Consider the following 21,235-nt stretch of genomic DNA (forward strand, 5'->3'; position numbering starts at 1 on the left):
AGCGGGATTGGCGCCCGTCAGGAACGTCCGATCCCCAGTACTTTCATCCGCGAGCGGAGGGTGGTGGGTTTGAGGCCGAGCAGTTCGGCCGCACCTCCTGCCCCGAAGATCCTCCCACCGCTCATGTGGAGGGCCGACTCGATCTCGCTGCGGGCGCGCGCCCGGCGCTCTTCCTCGGTGAGGGGCCGATTCATCTCCGCGGGCGGAGCGCTCACCCGCGTCTCGGTCCCGGCACCACGGGCCTCCGGCAGGTCGAACCGCAGGCGCCCGCGCTCGGCGAGGATCGCCGCGCGCTCGATCACGTTCTCCAATTCGCGCACATTGCCCGGCCAATCGTAGCGGGTCAGGCGGCGGGCATCGGCCTCGGTCAGACGAAGATCGGCGCGGTTGAGGCGTCGCGCGGCCGCCCGCAGAACATGTTGTGCGATCAAGGGGACGTCCTCGCGGCGTTCGCGCAGGGGCGCGGAGGCGATGGGAAAGACGTTGAGGCGGAAGTAGAGGTCCTCGCGGAACCGTCCTCGGCGGGCCTCTTCCTTCAGGTCCCGGTTGGTTGCGGCGATCAGCCGGACATCGACCGCGCGGGTGCGCTCCTCGCCGACCCGCTCGAACTGGCGCTCCTGAAGCACGCGCAGGAGCTTGCCTTGAAGATCGAGCGGGATCTCGCCGACCTCGTCGAGGAACAGCGTGCCGCCGTCGGCGAGCTCGAAGCGCCCGATCCGGTCGCGCAGGGCACCGGTGAACGCGCCCCTCGCGTGCCCGAAGAACTCGCTTTCGAACAGGTCGCGCGGGATCGCCGCGCAGTTCACGCGGATCAGCGGCCGGTCGCGCCGGTTACTCGCCTCGTGGATCGCCCGGGCGATCAGCTCCTTGCCCGTCCCGGATTCGCCCGTGACGAGCACCGTGGCATCGGTGCCCGCCACCACGTCGATCTGGTGCCGCAACGCCTCGATCGCCGGACTGCGGCCGATGATGCCCCGGTGATGGCTCTCGGCGCGGATCTCCTCCTTCAGATAGGCATTCTCCTGCTCGAGGCGCTCTCGCAGCCGATCCACCTCTGCGAGCGCCGCTCGCAACCGATCCTCGGCCTCGCGGCGCTGGCTGACATCGCGGAAGACGATCACCGCGCCGAGCAACTGCCCGCCCTCGCGGATCGGCGTCGAGGTGTACTCCACGGGGAAGCAGGTGCCGTCCTTGCGCCAGAACACCTCGTCATCGACCTGATGCACGGCTCCGTCGCGGAAGGCCGCGTAGATCGGGCAATCGCGATGGGGATAGTGGGCTCCGCCCGCATGGGTGTGATGGACGGTGGCGTGCATGTCCTTGCCGACCAGATCGGCCGAGCGCCAGCCCAGCATCCGTTCGGCGGCGGGATTGACGAAGGTGGTGACTCCCTCGGCGTTGACGCCGTAGATCCCCTCCCCCGCCGCCCTCAGGATCAGGCGGTTGCCGCGCTCGATATCGCGGAAGATGCGCTCCATGCGCTGCCACTCGGGCAGACCAGCGCGCATATGCTCCTCCGCCTCCTGATCGATGCGGCGGCGCTCGCGCTCGTCGAGATCGTAGAGGGTGACGAGGAGGTGCACGGGCTCACCCGCCAGCCGATTGGCGGCATATTCCAGCCGCAGCACCTTCCCGTCCGGGCGGTGCGGCGTGAGGCCGTGCGTCCACCATTGCCCTTCGGCGAGGACCGCCTGCGTGAACACCACGAGCGCCGGCCGCTGATCGGGGTGCAGAGCGCTGACCGGCATCGCCCGCAGCGCGGTACGGCTGCGGCCGAGTAGCCGGGCGGCGGCGACGTTGGCGTCGGTGATGCGGTCGGCCAAAGGCTCGAACACCAGCATCGCCTCTCGGTTCTCTTCGAAGGCAGGGCCGTAGACCGAGGCCGCTCCGCTTGCAGGTGACAGCACCACGAGATCTCGCACCAGAACGACGAGATCTCGCTATATACGAAATTTCGTAGTGGAACGAGTGCAAATCAAGTCGTTGGAAAATAGAGGATTCGCCTTTGGGAGACCTCTGGCACGCCGTTTGCGGATTGCCTCGCCGATGACGCGGCGCATTTCGCAGCCCGTCGTTCGAGTGCCGTTCCGTCCGCTCTGGCGGATAGGACGGTCGGGCCGTTCGGAGGTCACGCCCCCTGACCTTCGAACGGCCACCCCGTTCACGGCCAGCCGATCGCCGGCAGGGAGACGAGCATGAAGCGCGAAGACCTCACCGAGAAGCTCCTCGACATCAAGCGTGAGAAGGGGTGGACCTGGAAGTACATCCAGGACGAGATCGGCGGGATCTCGCCGATCCTGATCACCGCCGCCTGCATGGGCCAGATGAAGCTCCCCAAGGCCCAGGCTAAGAAGGCCGCCGAGTTGTTCGGCCTCAGCCAAGCGGAGGAGCGGATGCTGAACGAGGCGCCCTACCGCGGCTCGATCCCGCAGATGCCGCCGACCGACCCGCTGATCTACCGCTTCTACGAACTGGTGATGGTCTACGGCACCACTTGGAAGGAGCTGATCCAGGAGGAGTTCGGCGACGGCATCATGTCGGCGATCGACTTCAACATGACGATGGAGCGCGAGCCCAACAACAAGGGCGACCGGGTGAAACTCGCCATGTCCGGCAAGTTCCTGCCCTACAAATACTACGGCAACGAAGAGGGCGTGCCGGATTACGGCTTCAAGGAGCCGTAGGATCGCCGACGATCAGCAGAGCCCGGTGCCGTGGCGGCGCCGGGCATTTTTTGCGTGACCGGCGGACGTCACTGATACAGAACCTTTGGAGAATCATTCGACGACCCTGGGGCTTGCGAGGAGCCACTTTCAGCCGCGGCGACACGACCCGTAACAACGTGTCGTTCCAGCCTGCCTTGCGCGCGTACACTCGCACGCCCTTCTCCTCGAGTGACAAGGATCGTCGTAACGATGCCGCTCATTCGCATTTCGCTGCTGGCAGGCAAGCCCAAACCGTATGTGCGTGCCATCGCAGATGGGATTCACCAAGCGCTGATGGAAGCCTATGGCGTGCCACCGGGGGATCGCTTCCAAATCATCAGCCAACATGAATCAGACGATCTGATCTTCGATGCCGACTATCTCGGAATTCATCGTAGCAAAGACATAGTTCTGATCCATATCGTGGCCGGGAACTGGCGCGATACGGCCACCAAGAAGCGGCTGTACGAAGCGATCGCTGATCGGCTCGTAGAGAAGCCCGGCCTACGACGGGAGGACGTGCAGGTCATCCTCTCCTCGAACGAGCGCGACGAGTGGTCGTTCGGAAACGGCTTGGCCTCCTACGTTCAGGATGCACCAACACCGGAGCATTGAGCGATCGATTTCGTCATTGGTGATCGAGGCCGACGCTGCCTGCGTTCACGCTTCCGACCCGTGACGCTCAGTCGTACGCGCGGGCTGATCGAAGCTCGCTCAAGGCGTGTCGCCACCGCCCCCGTAGAACGCTGCGGCTACCACTCCCATTCGGCGCCGACGCCGACCGAGGTGCGTCCGTCGCTGCCGGCCTCGCCGTTGAGCTTGATCCGACGGGTCACGTCGTAGTTGATCGTCGCCGCGGTGTCGGCCGGCTTGGCGCCGGCCTTCACGCCGACGCTGATGCGGTCGTTGATGTAGCGCGATGCGCCGACCGCCGGCCCCCCGCTCGCCCCCGTCGAGACGTCGAGGCTGTCGAGGCCGAGACCCTTGCGGGCCGACTCGAACACGTCCGGCCCGCCTGCCCCGCCGGAGAGCTGGGCCACGGCTTGGGCGAGCTGAAGCGCCTGGAAGGGCGAGAGCCCGGCCGCTGCCTTCTTGAACAGGATGCGGGAGAGGATCTCGTCCTGCGGCAGGCTCGGATCGGACGAGAGGGCGAAGACCGGCTGGGACGCCGGTCCCGTGACCGCGACGCGGGCCGTGACGTCGGCGGCCTTGGTCTCGGCGGCGAAGTCGAGATCGGGCTGGGCGAGATCACCGGCGAAGAGCACCCGGCCGCGGGTGAAGTCGAGGCGCTGACCGCCGAGGCTGAACACGCCGCGACGTAGGGAGAAGTCGCCATTGGCACGCGGATCACGCGACGAGCCGGTCACTTGCAGCTCGCCGCCGAGCTCCGCATCGATGCCGCGCCCGCGCACGAAGATGCGGCTCGGCGCGCTCACTATCACGTCGAGGTTGGCGTCGAAGGGCGGGGGAGCCTTCTTGCGGCGGCTCGCCGCCTCGATCTGCGCCTTGCGCTCAGCCCGCTTGGCGAGGCGCTCGCGCACATCGGGTGTCACGTTGACCCGGCGGATGCCCGGCAACGGCTGCACCGTGGCGGGCAGGCGGTCGGGCACCGAGACGTCGATGGACACGACATCGACCCGGCCCTTGATGACGGGCTTGCGGGCGAGCGGCCCCGACAAGGCGAGGTTGAGGCTCGACACCGCCGTCATCAGCGGGCTGGAGACGAGCTCGGCCCGATCGGCGGTGATGCGGAGCGTCCCGGGAAAGCCCGAGGCGGGCTCGACGGCGACGCGACCGTCGACCGAAAGGCGACCACCGTTGCGCGTTGCCGCGGTGAGACGCTCGATGACGATGGTGTCGCCGCGGCCGGTGACGCGGCCCTGAATGTCGGTGATGCGGATGCCGTTGAGCGGATCGGTGAGGCTGCCGCCGGAAAGTGTCGCGGAGCCCTCGACTTTCGGCGCGGCGACGGTGCCGGTCACTCCCGCATCGAGCGCGATCCGGCCGGCGACCCGTTGTCCGCTCACGCTGAGCATCGAGTTGGCGAGCGCTGCGTCGAGGCTGCCGCGGGCGCGCAGGCTCAGTCCGCCGCCCGCCTCGACCGGCACCGTGCCGGTCACGGTCACGTCGGCGCCCCGCCCGGCCGAGACCCGGCCGTCGATGCTGGCCTCGCCATCGGAGAGCCGGCCGCTCGCGCGCGCGGTGATCGGCGGCAGGCCCGCCCTGCGGGTCTCGGGGGTGACGAGGCCGGCGACGGAAAGGGCATAGCGTCCCTCCGGCCGCGCCGCGCTCCCGCGAAGATCGGCCTCTCCCTCCAGCGTGCCGGAGAGCGCGAGACTCGGGCTCGCGATCCGCGCGAGCGAGAGCGGTAGGGCGCGGATACCGAGCCGGAGGTCGAGATCGGACCCGGCCCGTCCCTGGACGCTGATCCGACCTGAGCCGGCGGCGACGACGAGGCCCTCGATCAGCGCGGAGCCCTCGTCGAGCGTGATCGCGGCGGGACCCGCGAGCGCCAGGCGGTCACCGCCCCGTTGAGCCGAGAACCGGGCGATCTCGATCCGTGTCCGCGACGCCGGAATCAGACGCGCGGCGCCGTCGAGGGCGAAGCCCCGGGCCTGGGCGGTCAGCGTGATGTCGCTTGCCGCCGCGGTGCCCTTGGCGTTGAGCCGCACCGTGTCCACGCTCTGGTTGGCCGCCACGAGTCGATCGAGGGCGGCATGGCCGTCGAGGACCGGATGCGCAAGCAGGTCGCGGCCGTCGAGATTCGCGTCGAGCTTCGCGAGGCCGAAGGTGTCGTAGCGCAGGCTCGTGCCCGTGGCGCGGATCATGGCATCCTGACGTCCGTCGGCGCGGGACAGCGTCACCGCCGCGTCGAGGCTGCCGCCCATGGGCGCGAGAGCGAGCGGTGAGAGATCGCCGAGATCACCGGCGCGGATCGTCAGCGCGCCCTCCGCAAGGAGGCTTGCGGCGTCGATGACGGCCCGCCCGTCCGCCGCGACGGAGCCGAGGGCGAAGGTGAGCCTGTCGAGGGAATAGTCGGTCCGGCTCGGCCGGGTCACATGGGCGTCGGCCCGGAGCGGTTTGCCGGCGATATCCCCGGTCATACGCAGCGTGCCGTCGAGGGCGTCGCGCAGGTCGCTCAGCACGGCATCGAGGCGCAGATCGCGGATCGGCCGCCCATTCGCGCTCACATCGGGTGCGCGCAGCGCCGCGGTGAGGGCCGGCTTCAGGAGGGAACCCGTCAGCCGCGCATCCGCGCTCGCCGGACCGGACAGACGTTCATCGAGGGCGGACAGGTTCCTGAGGTCGATGCGGGCGGCGACATCCGCCGTCTTGGCATTGGCCTTACCCTGGAGAGTGGCAGCGAGCCCTTCGCCCTCGAAGCGCAGGCGCTCGAAACCGTAGCCGTCATACGTCTGCGAGACGCGACCCGTCAGGGTCGGCGCGCGGCCGACGAGACGGTCGGCGGCCGGCTCTCCGAGCACGAGGCCGCCGCCGCGCAGATCGAGATCGGCGGAGAGCGCCTTGCGGGCCGGATCGCCGCTCAAGCTTGCCTTGGCATTGAGGCGCCCCGCGAGGGTCCGACCCGCAAGCCCCGAGAAGGCGCCGAGATCCGCCAGAGCCGCCTCGACCGTGCCGGTGAGCGTGTTCTGTCCAATGCGTCCGGCATAGGCCGCACGGGCGGATTCCGACTCGATGGTGAGCGTCGTGACATCCAGGATGCCGTCCGTGCCGGCGCCGGCGCGCAGGGCCAGCTTGGCGCGGCTGCCCACGGCCCGGCGCAGAGCGGGATCGGCGAGGCGCAGGCCTTCCATCGCCGCATCGGCGGTGACGGCGAAGCGCTGCGCCTTCGGGTCGGTGCCGTTCGGCTCGACGCTCAGCAGCGCCTCGACGCGCGCGAGGGAGGATTCCTTTGTGCGCAGGCCGGCGGCCTTGAGGTTGCCCCTCACCCGCGGCGACGCGAGCGGGCCCTTCAGGCTGCCGTCGAAGACCAGTGTTTCGAGCTCTGCCTCGGCGGCCTTGGTCACGCCGCCCTCGGTCGGAACCGCGCGCGCGGATATCGTGAAATCCGCGACCCGGTCGGCGGTCAGCGTGCCGCCGATCCCGAGCCGCGCGGTGCGGGAGGCGAGATCGAGCCGATCGATGCGGAAGGCGCCCGTGTCGGAGAAGGCCATGCCGCCGTCGAGCTTTGTCTCGCCGGAGAAGATCGCCGCCGCCGGACCCGGCACGAGGCCCTCGATGCGCGAGGTCAGGTCGAGGCTGAGGCGGCGATCCGTGCCGATGCGCGAGAGGCGTGCACCGCCCTTTGCACCGATCTCCGGTCCGGCGTCGAAATCGAGCCGGGCGTTGAAGGCATCGAGAGTTCCGCGTCCGTCGAGGTCGAAGTTGATCGGCGGGGTACCGGGGAGGTTCGCCGCCTTCGACAGCAGGCCACCCTGTGGCTCGACGAGATTCGCCTTCACCTCCAGGCGCTCGCCCTTGGGCACGAACAGGAGCTGGGCGACGAAGTGTCCAGCCGCGTCGAGTCGGCGGAAATCCGCGCTGACATCGAGGCCCTCGGAGGGATTGCCGAGCTTGGCTTTTCCATCACCGGCGAGCCGTGCCGGCTGTCCGGCGATGCCCTCACCCAAGACCAGTTCGGACAGGGTGAAGGCCTTGATTTCGACCTTCACCGGCAATTCAGGGATCAGGGTGCCATCGGGTTCGGCTTCCGCCGGCGTCGGGCCGGGAACCGGCCTGCGCAGCACTTCAAGCCGACCGATCTCCAGGCTGTCGACTTCGAGCCGGCCGGACAAAAGCGCCAGACGCCGCCAGACGAGGCGGGCGCGGTCGAGCTTCAACCACGGACCGTCGGAATCGCTGATGACGACATCGCGGATGGTGGCGTCCGATGAGAGCGCGCCGTCGACGGCGCCGATCGACACCTGCGACGAGGGCGTCGAGAGCGCCTTCGAGAGCAGGCCGCCGAGCACGGTCTTCTCGCCATCGGCGGCGCGGGTGTCGTCGGTGCCGAAGAGGGCGGCGAAGAGCGCAGCGACCGACAGAAACGCCGCTGCCAGGATCCAGCGCCCGCCCGCTCGGCGGCTCCTCTTCCCCGCGACAGGGAGGGGAGTCAGGCGATGCAGGCGACGCGCAAAAACCATTCAGAACGCCTGTCCGAGACTGATGTACAGGGCGGCCGGCAGCTCGCGGTTTCCCTTGATCCGGTCCAGCGGGAAGGCGAGGTCGGCGCGGATCGGACCGATGCCGGTGTAGTAGCGGACGCCGATCCCGGCCGCCTTACGGATACGCTCATCGAAATCCGGCAGCGTCGAGGCGAAGGCCGTGCCCGCGTCGAAGAAGGGCACGATGCCGATGGTCTCGGTGATCTTGATGCGGGCCTCGATCGAGGCCTCCAAGAGGCTGCGTCCGCCGATCGGCAGGTTGAACGGCCCGCGCGGGCCGAGGGTGCGGAAGGCGAAGCCGCGCACCGAGCCGCCGCCGCCTGCGAAGAAGCGGAAGTTGTCGGGGATCTCGTCGAGCCGTGCTCCCGAGACCGAGCCGAAGCCGAGGCGGCCGGCGAGCACGTATCTCCGCTCGTCGTCCAGGGCGTAGTAGGTCGAGCCCTGCGCCTTGGCGACGAAGATGCCCGGATCCGAGCCGAGGAAGCCGGGATAGGGCGCGGCGGACGCGATCACCCGGAAACCCTCGGTCGGATCGAGAAGGCTGTCGGTGGAATCGTAGGTGACGGAGAGCGGCACGCCGATCAGCCGGTAATCGACGGTACCGATGGCATCCTTCGAGCGGCCGACCTGCCCGTCGAGGCCGATCTGGGCCGAGAAGGTGTCGGAGAAGCGGTGGCGTAGGGCGACCGAGGCCCCGGCGGCGTCGACGAAGTAGCTCTGCTGCACCTCGCGGGTGACGAAGACGTTCGCGAGGAGATCGCTGCGGGTGCCGCCGAGCGCCGGCTTCACGAAGGTGGCGGCGAGGCGCCCACCCAGCCCCGTCGTGTCGATGCCGGCGAGCTTGCGCTGGGTCGCGAACGGATCGTAGCCGAGGCCGAGATAGTAGATGTCCGCATCGAGCCGCAGCGTCTCACCGCCGCCCCACAGGTTGCGGTTGGCGTAGTAGGCGCGCACGCCCGGGCCATCGACCGTGGAGTAGCGCGCCGACACGCCGATGAGGTTCCGTTCGCGCTCGCTCACCTCAACAAAGATCGGCAGGTTGCCCTGTGCGTCGAGGCTCTCGCCCTCGCGCACGCGCACCGCGCCGAGGCCCTCGATGCGGGCGACCGAGCGGCGGATATCGGCGACCGCCTTCGGCGAGTAGGGATCGCCGGGCTCGGAATAGATGAAGGAGCGGATTACCGCCGGATCGATGCCGTCGGTCGCCTTGACCGATACCTCGCCGATCCCGGCCATCGGCCCGGGATCGATCGTGAAGGTCACGTCCATGACGTGGGCGGCGTCATCCACGACGGGATCGCGGCTGACGGCCTTGGCGAAGGGATGGCCGAGGGCGCGGAAGCGGTCGACGATCTTCGCCTCGCGGGCCAGCACCGTGGCCGAGCGGGCCGGAACGTCGTCACCGGTGCGGGTGAACCGCTCGGGCAGCACCTCGTCGGAGAAAGGCCGGCCGCGCGGATTGAGGACGCGCACGCTGCGCAGCGTGTAGAGCGGCCCGAGATCGACCGCGATTTTCACTGGCACCAGTGCCCGTGCGCGCGAGGCTTCCGCCGCCCGGGAGGCGGCGGCCAGCGAGGTCTCGCCCGTCACGGGCACGCCGTCGATACGGATCGAGGCCGTGCCCTGATAGTAGCCGTAGCCGGAAAGCACGTCGGTCAGGCGGCGCAGATCCGCCTCGGCGCGCCGCACGAGCCCCTCGCCGTCCGGGGGCGGCTCCTGGCGCAGGCGGTAGAGTGTCGAGGTGTCCTGAAGCGCCCGGAGAATGTCCGTGTCGTCGGTGCCGGTGATCCGCAGGTTGTAGGGCAATGCCTCCGCGCTCGGCGTTGGCGGCTCTTCCTCGGCGCTGAACAAGCCGAACAGATCGAAGGCTCGCGCCGGCTCTGGCAGGACGATCAAGGTCGCGAAGCCGAGGAGAACGCCACCGATGGCCGGCGAACGCAGCAGGCAGTTCATCCGGACATGCATTCGTGCGTTGGGGCCCCTGGCTCGAGACGGGTGATGCCTCTAGAAAAGCATCCAGATGTTAATTACCCGTCGATCGCGCGTGCGGCTACCCCGGCCACGCTTGGTTCCCCGCTCGATCGTGAAAGGGTGGCAGAAGACCGGCCGGTGCGTCCGATCAGCCACTGGTTGTAGGGGCTCGGCTCGGACCCAGGCCGGGCCGAGCCGGCGGCGCTACTCCTCGTCGTCCACGACGGTGATCTGAGCCTGAAGCGGCAGGCTGATCGTGCAGCGCAGCCCCTGCGGCCGGAAGTCGAGGTCGGTCTCTGCCTTCAACTCGTAGCGCAGGCTGCGTTCGAGGACCTCGAAGCCGAAGCCGCGATGCGGCGGTGTCGGCGGGATATCTTCGAGGCCGCTTTCCTCCCAGATGAAGGTCAGTAGCGGTTGAGAGCCCGACTGCCCCGTCGGCGGCGAAAGGCTCCAAGTGACGTGGATGCGTCCCTGCGGCACGGTCAGGGCACCATGCTCGACGGAGTTCACGGCCAGCTCGTGAACCGCCATGGCGAAGACTTCGGCCGATCCGGGACGGAAACGAAGGCTCGGCCCCGAGATCGCGATCTGCTCGCCCTCGCGCGCGAGATGCACGAGAAGCTCGTCCGCGACGAGGGAATGCAGACCGATCCCCTCGGGCACGCTGCGCATCAAGGCATTGAGGACGCGGGCGAGCGCGTCGAGCCGGCCGTCGAGGTGGGCAACATAGGTTTCGAGGGACACGCTCGTCTCGGCCGAGCGGCGGATGATGGCCCGCAGCATCGAGAGGGTGTTGCGCACCTTGTGACGCAGCTCGGCGGGTAGGCCTGTCTCGTCGAGGAAGCGGCGCAGGCGCCGATTCTCGGCCTCCAACTCTTCGATACGTGCGACCTGCGGATCCTGGTTCATGGCTTAGCCGTTCGCTGACCTCAACAGGATGTATCGGCTAAGAGCCGTTCATCAATCGTCGTCGATTGCCGATGGATCCCGTTCGTAATGCAGGTAAGACGGATCGAAGAGCGACGCGGCCTGAAGCGCCGGAAAGTCGGGGATGGTCAGCTGACGCCCGCGCAGACGGATCAGGCCGGCCGCCCGCAACTCCTTGAGGGTGCGGTTGATGTGAACGGTCGATAGGCCCATCGCATCGCCGAGATCGGCCTGCGTGATGGGGAACTCGCAACTCGTCTCGCTCGTCATGCCGACGGCGCGCAGCCGCAGAAACAGCTCACAGAAGAGATGCCCGAGCCGCTCCGTCGCCAGTCGTTGGCCGAGGCTCACAGTCCACTCGCGCTGGATGGCCGCCGTCACCAGCATTTCCCACCACAGCGCCTCTGCAATGCGCGGGTATTGCAGCGTGACGTCCCGGATGGCCGCCTCGGAAATTTCGGCGAGAACCACCGGGGTCAGCGTGCCGAGCGAATGATCCATCTTGCGCAGCACGAAGACGTGCGGATCGCATAGATCGCCAGGAAGGAAGATCGAAATGACCTGTCGGCGACCGTCTTCGAGCTGCTTGTAACGGCAGGCCCAGCCTTCAAGGACGACGTTGACGTGGCGAGGACGCTCGCCATCACGGATCACATCTTCACGCGCGCCCAGTCTTCGTGTCGGCTGAGCGATCTTCTCCAAGGCCTGCTTCTCTTCGAGAGACAGGCGCACGAAGTTTTCCAGCTTACGGACGAGCGGGTTGGACACTGCGTTTCCTTGGCCAAGTCGAGCCAACCTAGCGCCCGGAAAAGCGGGCTGAACTAACGCAGGTTAGTTTTGCGGCCGAATGCCGAGGCCTGTGAACAGATTCCTGTCAGGCAGAATCACGCGGCTTTTTCTGTTCCAGACCCTTGGCATCATGCGCGAAATGCAAGGAACCGCCAGCTGTGACGAGGTCGGTTCAGTCCGTCAAAGGATCAATGATTTCCTGTCAACGCATGTCGATCATGTTCCGGATCGATCGGCAAGATCGGCCGGTCGCCGGACGTGAGATGCGTTTGGTGGGGGAAGTAGGACTCGAACCTACGAAGCTTACGCAGCGGATTTACAGTCCGCCCCCTTTGCCGCTCGGGACATTCCCCCAAACCGGGTCACCGCGTTTCGATCGCGGCGGGCGAGGCCCTTATGGTGAGGGTCTGATCGGGTGTCAACCGATCCGTTTCGCCCGATTTCTATCCACAGGGTGCCAAGTCGCAGATTCGGACCTGAGCGCGCTCCGCACCGCGCCAGCGGTCGCAGGAGAGCGTTCCGGCGACATGGAAGGTGCGACCGATACCGCCGAGCAGAGCGAGGCCCAGGGGGCCCTGGGCCACGCGGAAGGCAATGGCGCCGACAGCCTGCCCGTCACCGCTGACGAGGCGCGCGCGAACATGCCCGTTACCGACGATTGCCGCATCGACGAGGCGATGGCGGGGAAGTGCCATCACCGGCTCGGGCGCCCCTTGTCCGAAGGGGCCCGCCCGCTGAATCAGGCGAACCAGTTCAGCGGTCGTGCCGCCCGCGCTCACCGTGCCATCGATCAGCAGCGCCTCGGCGGCCCGCGCCCGACCGACCGCCTCGGTCAGGTCGCGGGCCAGGCATTCGCCGAAGGTCTCGAGACCGCCGGGCGGGAGCGTCACCCCCGCCGCCATGGCGTGTCCGCCCCCTTTGACCGCAAGGCCCGCCTCGACCGCACCGCGCACGGCGCTTCCCAGATCCGCTCCGACGACGGAGCGGCCGGAACCGACGGCGCTTCCATCCGGCTTGACCGCGAAGGCGAAGGCCGGCCGGCCGAACCGCTCCTTGAGTCGTGCGGCGACGAGGCCGACGATTCCGGGATGCCATTCGCGCGAGGCGGCGATGAGCACCGGTCGCTCCGGATCACGGGCGAGACGCGCATCCATCTCCGCCTCGGCCTCCGCGACGGCTTGTGCCTCGATCGCCTGCCGCTCGCGATTGAGCCGGTCGAGTTCATCGGCGATGCGGCGCGCCTCCAGCGGATCGGCGGTGGTGAGCAGGCGCGCACCGAGGCCGGCATCGCCGATGCGGCCGCCCGCATTGATGCGCGGCCCGACGAGGAAGCCGAGATGCCACGCCTCCGGTGGTTCGTTCAGTCCGGCCGCGTCGAGCAGCGCGGCCAGACCCGGCCGTCCGCGCCCGCGCATGACGGCGAGTCCCTGGACGACGAAGGCGCGGTTGAGCCCGGTGAGCGGAACGACGTCCGCGACGGTGGCGAGCGCGACGAGATCGAGAAAATCGGTGAGACGCGGCTCCGCGGAGGAGGCGAAGACGCCCTCTTCCCGCAATCGGCGAGCGAGCGCGACCAAGGTCATGAACACGACGCCCGCGGCGCAGAGATGCCCAAGGCCGGAAAGGTCGTCGAGCCGGTTCGGATTGACCAGGGCGCGGGTCGTCGGCAACGCCTCCGGTGCGCCGTGGTGGTCAAGCACGATCACGTCGAGACCCAAAGCTGCGGCGGCGGCGAGGGGCTCGTGGCCGGCGGTCCCGCAATCGACGCAGACCAGCAGGCCCGCCCCCTCCTCCCGCAGCGTCGTGACCGCGGCGACATTCGGGCCGTAGCCCTCCGTGATGCGGTCGGGAATATGGATGCGCACCGGCACATCGAGCGCCCGCAGGTACTCGGCGAGCAGGGCCGCGCTCGATGCGCCGTCCACGTCGTAATCGCCGAAGATCGCCACCGGCTCGCGAGCCCGCACGGCGCGGGCGAGCCGATCGACGGCCGCCTCCATGTCCACCAGGACGCAAGGGTCGGGCATCAGGTCGCGCAGGCGCGGTGACAGGTAGGCATCGGCCTCCGCCGGCTGCACGCCGCGCCCGACGAGCACGCGGGCGAGCAGGTCCGGAAGGCCGTAGGCCTGGGTCATCGTCGTCGCGAGGGCCTGCTGGCCCGGGTCGCCGCAGCGCTCGCGCCATGGCCGCCCGAGGACCGAGGCAGCCACGTCGAGGAACGGGCGTGACGCGTCGAGACGGGAAGCGAGGGATGAAGCGAGGGGCATGGCGGCAGACACGCGGCGATCATAGCCGCTTCGGCCGGCAAAAACTGCGCCCCGCAAACGACAGCGGGGCGGACGATTGCTCGCCCGCCCCGCCCTTCGCAGCCTTGCGGCCGATCAGAGGTTCTTGAGGATGTTGTCGACGACCTTCTTGGCGTCTCCGAACAGCATCATCGTGTTGTCGCGGAAGAACACCTCGTTCTCGACGCCGGCATAGCCCGAGCCCATGCCGCGCTTGATGAAGAGGACCGTCTTGGCCTTCTCCACGTCGAGGATCGGCATGCCGTAGATCGGCGAGGCCTTGTCGGTCTTGGCGGCCGGGTTGGTGACGTCGTTGGCGCCGATCACGAAGGCCACGTCGGCCTGCGGGAACTCGCCGTTGATGTCCTCCAGCTCGAACACCTCGTCGTAGGGCACGTTGGCTTCCGCCAGCAGCACGTTCATGTGCCCCGGCATGCGGCCCGCCACCGGGTGGATGGCGTACTTCACGTCGACGCCTTCCTTCTTCAGCAGATCGGCCATCTCGCGCAAGCTGTGCTGAGCCTGGGCGACCGCCATGCCGTAGCCGGGGACGATGATGACCTTCTCGGCGTTCTTCATGATGTAGGCCGCGTCGTCCGGCGAGCCCTGCTTCACGGGGCGCGTCTCGACCTGGCCGCCACCGGCCGCCGCGGCGGAATCACCGCCGAAGCCGCCGAGGATCACCGAGATGAACGACCGGTTCATCGCGTGGCACATGATGTAGGACAGGATCGCACCCGACGAGCCGACCAGGGAGCCGGTGATGATGAGCGCGAGGTTGCCCAGGGTGAAGCCGATGCCGGCCGCCGCCCAACCCGAGTAGGAGTTGAGCATCGACACGACGACGGGCATGTCGGCGCCGCCGATCGGGATGATGATCAGGCCACCCAGGACCAGCGACACGATCACGATCAGCCAGAACAGCAGCTTCGATTCGGTGCCGATGAAGAAGGCGATCAGCAGCACGAGGCCGGCGGCGAGTAGCGCGTTGATGAGGTGACGCTGCGGCAGCATGATCGGCTTGCCCGACATGCGACCGTCGAGCTTGGCGAAGGCGATGACCGAGCCGGTGAAGGTGATCGCGCCGATCGCCACGCCGAGACCCATCTCGAACAGCGACTGCTTGTGGAAGTGGCCGTTCTCGAGGATGCCGAAGGCCTGGGGCGCGTAGAGCGCACCGGCCGCCACCGCGACCGCCGCGAGGCCGACCAGCGAGTGGAAGGCGGCGACGAGCTGCGGCATCGCCGTCATCGGCACGCGCTTGGCGATCACCGCACCTGCGCCGCCGCCGATGGCGAGGCCGAGGAGAACGAGGATCCAGGCGCCGAACCCGGACGGCGGATGGCCGACCAGCGTGGTGAGGATGGCGAGCCCCATGCCCACCATGCCGTAGAGGTTGCCCTGACGAGCGGTCGTCGGGTGCGAGAGCCCCCGCAGCGCCATGATGAACAGGACGCCGGAGACGATGTAGAGAAGGGAAGAGACGTTTTCCGACATCGCCTCAGGCCTTCTTCTTGTACATGCCGAGCATGCGCTGCGTGACGAGGAAGCCGCCGAAGATGTTCACGGAGGCGAGGACGATACCGATGAAGCCGAAGAAGCGGGCCCAGCCGGTGCCCTTCTCGATCAGCGGGACGCCGACGGCGAGCAGCGCGCCGACGATGATGACGGAGGAGATCGCGTTGGTGACGGACATGAGCGGCGTGTGTAGCGCCGGCGTCACCGACCACACGACGTAATAGCCGACGAAGATCGCGAGCACGAAGATCGCGAGGCGGAACACGGTCGGATCGACCGCGCCGTGGGTGGCGGCCGCGACGCCGTGGCCGAGCGCGTCGGCGATCGACTGGGCGTGGGCGGCGTTCTGCTGGGCGATGTCGGCCGCGGCGCGTGCGGCGGCGGCGGCAGCGTTGGCCTGATCAGCAGGCGAGACGGGCGGAAGGGGGGTTGCCATGATGAGATCCTCCGCGACCGATCAGGCTTTGGGCTGAAAGTTGGGATGGACCACCTGACCGTCGCGGGTGAGGTTGGTGGCCTTGACGAGCTCGTCGTCCCAGTTCACCGCCAGCGCCTTCGCTTCCTTGTCGACCATCGTCTCGACGAAGGCGTAGAGGTTGCGGGCGTAGAGGCTCGAAGCGGTCGCCGCGAGGCGGCCCGGCACGTTGACGTGGCCGACGATCTTCACGCCGTTGCCGACGGTGACGATCTCACCCGCCTTCGCACCCGCGACGTTGCCGCCGCGCTCGACCGCGAGGTCGACGAGCACCGAGCCCGGCTTCATCGAGGCGACCATCTCCTCGGAGACCAGCTTCGGCGCCGGCCGACCCGGGATCAGGGCCGTGGTGATGACGATGTCCTGCTTGGCGATGTGGCCCTTGACCAGCTCCGCCTGCTTCTTCTGGTACTCGGCCGACATCTCCTTGGCGTAGCCGCCGGAGGTCTCGGCCTGCTTGAACTCGTCGTCCTCGACGGCGACGAACTTGGCGCCGAGCGATTCGACTTGCTCCTTCGTCGCCGGGCGGACGTCGGTGGCGGTCACCACGGCGCCCATGCGGCGGGCGGTGGCGATGGCCTGGAGGCCGGCGACGCCGACACCCATGATGAAGATGCGAGCGGCCGGAACGGTGCCGGCGGCGGTCATCATCATCGGCAGGGAGCGGCCGTACTCGGCAGCACCATCGACGACGGCGCGATAGCCCGCGAGGTTGGCCTGGGAGGAGAGGACGTCCATCACCTGCGCGCGGGTGATGCGGGGCATCAGCTCCATGGCGAAGGTGTTCACGCCGGCCTCGGCCGCGGCCTTCAGCTCATCCTCATGGCCGTAGGGGTCCATGATCGCGACGACCGTGGCACCCTTCTGGATCTTGCCCAGTTCGTCCGCGTTGGGACGGCGGACCTTGAGAACGAGATCGGCACCGGAGAGGGCCTCCTCGGCGCTTCCGGCGATCTTGGCGCCCGCGGCCTCGTACTCGGCATCGGGAACGCCGGCCTTGGCGCCGGCCCCCGATTGCACGACGACCTCGCTGCCCAGACCAATGTACTTCTTGACCGTTTCTGGGACGGCCGCGACCCGTGGTTCTATCGGGTCCGTCTCCGTCAAGACGGCAATACGCATCAGTTGCTCCCGTTCTTACAGCCGCCCTTCGGCGTGCCGGTATCCGAGCCTTCTTGGAAGTTCAGATTTGGAAAGGGCCGACCCGATGGGCCGGCCCGAAAGAATCGATCCTCAGCTCAAGAAAAGGATCGCGAGGAGTGCGGCGAGGACGAAGGCTTGAGCCTTCCAGCCGATGGCCGGAACGAAAGCGCCGGCGGCCGCAGCGGCCCAGGAGACCAGCACGCCGATGATCGCGGTCACCCACGCCTCGTGCACGCCGCCGATGGCGAGGGCTACGACCCAGCACAGAACCGTAACGGTGCCAATCTCGACGAAGCGGACAAAGCCCCGGTAGGTCTGCTCGTGGGTCTTCTCGTCCATCGCCGGGCTGTAGCTCAGGCCGGTGAGGGTCTTGGTGTCCGCCATTTTGCGCGCCCGTTCCCTGATGTCGTTTTGCTTGTCACGCGCGGATTTAGCGCAAGGCTTACCCGCTCGCAATCAGCTTGACGGTCAGGCTGGCATGTCGTGAGCCGGCTTTTTCACGCCGGGAGCGGCAGACCGGCCTCTGCCAGGGCAGTTCCCTGACGTTCGGCAAGCGACTCCAGGGAGAAGCGCTCGATTTCGGCCTCGAACAGCCGATGGTAGTTCAGCTCGGAGCGCAGGTGGAGGAATACGGCGCCGAGTCCCACCGCCGCCCGGTCCATGAAGACGAACTCCTGTGGAACCGTGACCGGTCCCCGCTCCTTCAGCGCCTGGTGGACCGAGAAGGCTTCCCGCCGTCCATAGGCCCCCGGCTCGACACCGTCCGCAACGGTGCGGGTGCGGTCTTCCAGCAGCGGGCCGTAGATGAAGCGGGCCCAGATGTTGAGGATTTCGACGGTCTCCCGGTCGAGCTGCTTGAATCCCCAGACCTCGTAGGCGTGGACGACGCGATCTCGATCGTTCTCCAGCAATCCGCGATAGAGGTCGACGACGCCGCCGACGAAGCGGGGGTGGAAGATCCGGACGCAGCCGTAATCGAGCAGGTTGATCCCCTGCGCCTCACCGCCGTCCGAGAAGACGGTGTAGTTGCCCAGATGCGGGTCGCCGTGGATGACAGCGGCGCGGCTGAACGGGTGCCACCACGCCCTGAACATCGCCTGGGCGATGCGGTTGCGAATCTCGAGCGGTGCGTCGGCGAAATTTAGAATTCGCTCGCCGTCGAGCCAGCCGAGGGTGAGCAACCGCTTCGTCGAGAGGTCGGGATGCACCGTCGGCACCCGCACCGAGTCGATGTCCTTGAGCACGCTGCCGTAGAGCGCGGCGTGCTTCGCCTCACGGCCGTAATCCAGCTCCTCCCGCACCCGCGCGCCGATCTCCTTGGCGATCTCCGAGGTGTCGAGCCAGGAATTCATCCGCCGGTGCAGGGCGAAGACGACCTGAAGCTGCTTGAGGTCGGCCTCCACGGCGGATTGCATATCGGGATACTGGAGCTTGCAGGCGAGAGGCGCGCCGTCGAGCGATTCGGCGCGGTGGACCTGCCCCAGCGAGGCGGCGGCCGCCGGTTTGAGGTCGAAGTGGCCGAATCTGTTCTGCCAGTCGGCACCGAGTTCGGCCATCATCCGGCGCTTGACGAAGGCCGCGCCCATCGGCGGCGCGTCGGCCTGGAGCTTCTGAAGTTCCGCCGCGTATTCCGGCGGCAGCAGGTCGGGCACGGTGGCGAGGAGCTGCGCCACCTTCATGATTGGGCCCTTGAGGCCGCCCAGCGCCTGCGCGAGAGCCGCGGCGTTGTTCAGGCTGGCGCCATCCTTGCCGCCGAATAGGCGCGCCGCCGCCATCCGCGCGGCTACGCCCCCGACATTGGCGCCGACGCTGGCGTAACGGCTCGCGCGGGCGGTGAAGCGGTTGGCTTCGCGGTCGGTCTCGGCCATGGACGCGGATCGATTCCTATCGGGACTCGTGCCGAGATAGGCAGGCCGGTGCCCCACGCCCAGTGCGCTGGGACGGCGCGCCGCGGGGACACCCCACGTGAGCCACGCCTTGCGATGCGAGTTCGATCCTTATGGCCCGATTTCGGTTTCGGGGTGATCGTCTCGCTTCGCCCCTGTCACGAGATCAGGGACGGAGCGAGACTTTCGTCGGGAGGCAGAAGCGCTATGCCTTGTCTTCCATCGCCTCCAGCTCGGCGATCATCCCTTCGATCATCCCGAGACCGATCTGCCAGAAGCCCGGATCGCTGGCATCGAGCCCGAACGGCTTGAGCAGTTCGCCGTAGGGCTTCGAGCCGCCGGCGGAGAGCAGGGCGAAGTAGCGCTCGACGAAGCCGGACTCGGCGCGGGCGTAGACGCCGTAGAGCGAGTTCACGAGGCAGTCGCCGAAGGCGTAGGCGTAGACGTAGAACGGCGAGTGGATGAAGTGCGGGATGTAGGCCCAGAACGGCTCGTAGCCCTTGTCGAGGGTGATCGCCGGGCCGAGGCTCTCCGACTGCACCGACATCCAGAGCTCGTTGATCTGCTCCGCCGTCAGCTCGCCTCCGGCGCGGGCAAGGTGGACCTTCCGCTCGAACGAGTAGAACGCGATCTGGCGCACCACCGTATTGATCATGTCCTCGACTTTGGCCGCCAGCATGGCGCGGCGCTGGATCGGGTCGGTGGTCTGGCTCAGCAGCCGGCGGAAGGTCAGCATCTCGCCGAACACGCTTGCGGTCTCGGCGAGCGTGAGCGGCGTCGGTGCCATCAGCGCGCCATTGGGCGCTGCGAGCACCTGATGGACGCCGTGGCCGAGTTCGTGCGCCAGCGTCATCACGTCCCGCGGTTTGCCCTGGTAATTCACCAGAACGTACGGGTGGGCCGAAGGCACGGTCGGGTGCGCGAAGGCGCCGGGCGCCTTGCCGGGCCGGGTCGGCGCGTCGATCCAGCCGCCGTCGAAGAACTTTCTGGCGATGCCGGCCATGTCCGGCGAGAAGGCGTTGTAGGCCTCCAGCACCGTGTCGCGGGCCTGCGCCCAGGGGATCGTGCGCTGCTCGACCTTCGGCAGCGGCGCATTGCGGTCCCAATAGGGCAGCGCCTCGACACCGAACCACTTGGCCTTCAGCCGGTAATAGCGGTGCGACAGGCGCGGATAGGCCGCGCGCACGGCCTCGACCATCGCCGCGACGACCTCGGGCTCGACACGATTCGAGAGATGGCGGGCATCGGCCACGTCCTTGAAGCCGCGCCAGCGGTCGGAGATCTCCTTGTCCTTGGCCAGGGTGTTGGTGATCAGCGTGAAGATGCGCAGGTTTGCCCGTAGCGTGTCGCCGAGCGCGAGCGCAGCCTCCTTGCGCACGGCGCCGTCCGGATCCTGAAGCTTGTTCAGGGTCGGCTCCAACGTCAGGCGCTCGCCCTGCACCGGGAAACGCAGTGAGGCGATGGTCTCGTTGAAGAGCCGGTCCCAGGCGGCGCTCGAAGTGACCGACTTGTCGAGGAACAGCTTCTCCGTGCGGTCGTCGAGTTGGTACGGCTTCTCCCGGCGCAGATCCTCGATCCAGGGGCGGTAATGCGCGAGCGGACCGTCGGCCATCGCCGCGTCGAGCACGCCGTCCTCGACGCGGTTCAGCTCCAGGCCGAAGAACAGCAGGTCGCCCGAGGCGGTGGTCAGCCGCTCTCGGGTGTCGCCGTAGAACTTGGCACGGGTCTCGTCGGTGGTGTCGCCGGAATAGACGAGGCCGGCATAGGACATCAGCCGTCCCATCAGATCCTCGATCCGCTCGTAGGCCCGCACCGCCTCGCCGAGAGCCGAAGACGCGTCCGGTCCGGCGGCAATCTCGGCGATCCGGCCGGCATAACGCTCGGCAAAGTCTCTGCTCTCGGCTTCGGCCCGTTCGAGGTCGTTACGGAAAACGGGGTCGTCCATGCCGGAATAGAGATCGGTGAGGTCCCATTCGGGCAGCGTGCCGAGATCGGCCGCCTGCAGCGCGCCGCGCACGGCCGCAAGTTCCTCAGTCCCCCTCAACAGATCCGGGGATAGGGCAGCGAAGACGGCTCGGCTCGACATGATGTGATGTTTCCTCGACGCGTTGGACCGCGGGTTGGCATGCTATGCGCCGGCGCGGCCGGGGTCAGATATCGAGCGCGAGGCGCCTTCGATCAACCGCGCCCTGCAATCCCAGGCGCTGCGGCGCCCGGGGATCGGGCGCAACGGCGGCCGAACGGCCGGACGGGGCAAAATTCGAGCGTCGTTAAGCGGGGCTTTACGCTCTTGGGCGACCCTGTGCCTCGAAACGAAACAGCCGCCGCCATGTGCCCGCCGCTCTCTCCACGGAGGCTGCGTCGGCTCGCG

The 21,235-nt window shown here is 68.0% G+C and carries 14 protein-coding genes and 1 tRNA gene; 2 read left to right on the forward strand and 13 right to left on the reverse strand.

The features are described 5' to 3' along the window. Window positions 1-17: 17 nt before the first annotated feature. Window positions 18-1,841, reverse strand: a complete 1,824-nt coding sequence (locus HNR01_RS03680) for a sigma 54-interacting transcriptional regulator (protein ID WP_246417385.1) — start codon at window positions 1,839-1,841, stop codon at window positions 18-20. Between the two features lie 354 nt (window positions 1,842-2,195). Here HNR01_RS03680 and cynS point away from each other — a divergent pair, with 354 nt between their 5' ends. Next, window positions 2,196-2,684, forward strand: coding sequence for a cyanase (gene cynS / locus HNR01_RS03685; RefSeq protein WP_017486038.1), 489 nt, complete (start codon window positions 2,196-2,198; stop codon window positions 2,682-2,684). Between the two features lie 231 nt (window positions 2,685-2,915). Further along, on the forward strand, window positions 2,916-3,320 hold the full coding sequence (locus HNR01_RS03690) for a tautomerase family protein (RefSeq protein ID WP_183666681.1): 405 nt from the start codon (window positions 2,916-2,918) through the stop codon (window positions 3,318-3,320). Window positions 3,321-3,457: 137 nt separating this feature from the next. Here the strand turns inward: HNR01_RS03690 and HNR01_RS03695 are convergent, their stop codons facing one another. The 12 genes from HNR01_RS03695 to HNR01_RS03750 form a co-directional block, all read right to left on the reverse strand. Further along, window positions 3,458-7,849, reverse strand: a complete 4,392-nt coding sequence (locus HNR01_RS03695) for a translocation/assembly module TamB domain-containing protein (protein WP_183666683.1) — start codon at window positions 7,847-7,849, stop codon at window positions 3,458-3,460. Beyond that, window positions 7,850-9,835 (reverse strand): autotransporter assembly complex protein TamA, encoded by a 1,986-nt coding sequence (locus HNR01_RS03700; protein ID WP_183666685.1) that lies wholly within the window; start codon window positions 9,833-9,835, stop codon window positions 7,850-7,852. A 210-nt stretch (window positions 9,836-10,045) separates the two neighbouring features. Then, window positions 10,046-10,750, reverse strand: a complete 705-nt coding sequence (locus HNR01_RS03705) for a sensor histidine kinase (RefSeq protein WP_183666687.1) — start codon at window positions 10,748-10,750, stop codon at window positions 10,046-10,048. A 51-nt stretch (window positions 10,751-10,801) separates the two neighbouring features. Continuing rightward, complete coding sequence (locus tag HNR01_RS03710; protein WP_017486033.1) at window positions 10,802-11,536, reverse strand: Crp/Fnr family transcriptional regulator; 735 nt, start codon at window positions 11,534-11,536, stop codon at window positions 10,802-10,804. Between the two features lie 291 nt (window positions 11,537-11,827). Beyond that, window positions 11,828-11,911, reverse strand: a tRNA-Tyr gene (locus tag HNR01_RS03715). An 89-nt stretch (window positions 11,912-12,000) separates the two neighbouring features. After that, window positions 12,001-13,824 carry a single-stranded-DNA-specific exonuclease RecJ gene (gene recJ, locus HNR01_RS03720; RefSeq protein WP_183666903.1) on the reverse strand — a complete coding sequence of 608 codons (1,824 nt, stop codon included), beginning with the start codon at window positions 13,822-13,824 and terminating at the stop codon, window positions 12,001-12,003. 114 nt (window positions 13,825-13,938) lie between these two features. Next, on the reverse strand, window positions 13,939-15,339 hold the full coding sequence (locus tag HNR01_RS03725) for an NAD(P)(+) transhydrogenase (Re/Si-specific) subunit beta (RefSeq protein WP_017486031.1): 1,401 nt from the start codon (window positions 15,337-15,339) through the stop codon (window positions 13,939-13,941). A 4-nt stretch (window positions 15,340-15,343) separates the two neighbouring features. Then, window positions 15,344-15,796, reverse strand: a complete 453-nt coding sequence (locus HNR01_RS03730; RefSeq protein WP_012454758.1) for a proton-translocating transhydrogenase family protein — start codon at window positions 15,794-15,796, stop codon at window positions 15,344-15,346. A gap of 21 nt (window positions 15,797-15,817) precedes the next feature. Beyond that, entirely contained in the window at window positions 15,818-16,957 is a 1,140-nt protein-coding gene (locus HNR01_RS03735) for a Re/Si-specific NAD(P)(+) transhydrogenase subunit alpha (RefSeq protein ID WP_026105753.1), read from the reverse strand. A 111-nt stretch (window positions 16,958-17,068) separates the two neighbouring features. Next, window positions 17,069-17,362 (reverse strand): aa3-type cytochrome c oxidase subunit IV, encoded by a 294-nt coding sequence (locus HNR01_RS03740; RefSeq protein WP_017486029.1) that lies wholly within the window; start codon window positions 17,360-17,362, stop codon window positions 17,069-17,071. Between the two features lie 113 nt (window positions 17,363-17,475). Further along, window positions 17,476-18,846 carry an ABC1 kinase family protein gene (locus HNR01_RS03745; protein ID WP_183666689.1) on the reverse strand — a complete coding sequence of 457 codons (1,371 nt, stop codon included), beginning with the start codon at window positions 18,844-18,846 and terminating at the stop codon, window positions 17,476-17,478. A 223-nt stretch (window positions 18,847-19,069) separates the two neighbouring features. Continuing rightward, window positions 19,070-20,950 carry a M3 family oligoendopeptidase gene (locus HNR01_RS03750; RefSeq protein ID WP_183666691.1) on the reverse strand — a complete coding sequence of 627 codons (1,881 nt, stop codon included), beginning with the start codon at window positions 20,948-20,950 and terminating at the stop codon, window positions 19,070-19,072. Between the last annotated feature and the right edge of the window lie 285 nt (window positions 20,951-21,235).

Origin of the sequence: Methylorubrum rhodesianum (assembly GCF_014199985.1) — a bacterium.
Classification (GTDB): Bacteria; Pseudomonadota; Alphaproteobacteria; order Rhizobiales; family Beijerinckiaceae; genus Methylobacterium; species Methylobacterium rhodesianum.

Excerpts from the sequence above, each read along its gene's own strand:
- HNR01_RS03680 (WP_246417385.1), bottom strand. The coding sequence starts at position 1,841 with ATGCTGGTGTTCGAGCCTTTGGCCGACCGCATCACCGACGCCAACGTC.
- cynS (WP_017486038.1), top strand. The coding sequence starts at position 2,196 with ATGAAGCGCGAAGACCTCACCGAGAAGCTCCTCGACATCAAGCGTGAG.
- HNR01_RS03690 (WP_183666681.1), top strand. The coding sequence starts at position 2,916 with ATGCCGCTCATTCGCATTTCGCTGCTGGCAGGCAAGCCCAAACCGTAT.
- HNR01_RS03695 (WP_183666683.1), bottom strand. The coding sequence starts at position 7,849 with ATGGTTTTTGCGCGTCGCCTGCATCGCCTGACTCCCCTCCCTGTCGCG.
- HNR01_RS03700 (WP_183666685.1), bottom strand. The coding sequence starts at position 9,835 with ATGCATGTCCGGATGAACTGCCTGCTGCGTTCGCCGGCCATCGGTGGC.
- HNR01_RS03705 (WP_183666687.1), bottom strand. The coding sequence starts at position 10,750 with ATGAACCAGGATCCGCAGGTCGCACGTATCGAAGAGTTGGAGGCCGAG.
- recJ (WP_183666903.1), bottom strand. The coding sequence starts at position 13,824 with ATGCCCCTCGCTTCATCCCTCGCTTCCCGTCTCGACGCGTCACGCCCG.
- HNR01_RS03725 (WP_017486031.1), bottom strand. The coding sequence starts at position 15,339 with ATGTCGGAAAACGTCTCTTCCCTTCTCTACATCGTCTCCGGCGTCCTG.
- HNR01_RS03730 (WP_012454758.1), bottom strand. The coding sequence starts at position 15,796 with ATGGCAACCCCCCTTCCGCCCGTCTCGCCTGCTGATCAGGCCAACGCT.
- HNR01_RS03735 (WP_026105753.1), bottom strand. The coding sequence starts at position 16,957 with ATGCGTATTGCCGTCTTGACGGAGACGGACCCGATAGAACCACGGGTC.
- HNR01_RS03740 (WP_017486029.1), bottom strand. The coding sequence starts at position 17,362 with ATGGCGGACACCAAGACCCTCACCGGCCTGAGCTACAGCCCGGCGATG.
- HNR01_RS03745 (WP_183666689.1), bottom strand. The coding sequence starts at position 18,846 with ATGGCCGAGACCGACCGCGAAGCCAACCGCTTCACCGCCCGCGCGAGC.
- HNR01_RS03750 (WP_183666691.1), bottom strand. The coding sequence starts at position 20,950 with ATGTCGAGCCGAGCCGTCTTCGCTGCCCTATCCCCGGATCTGTTGAGG.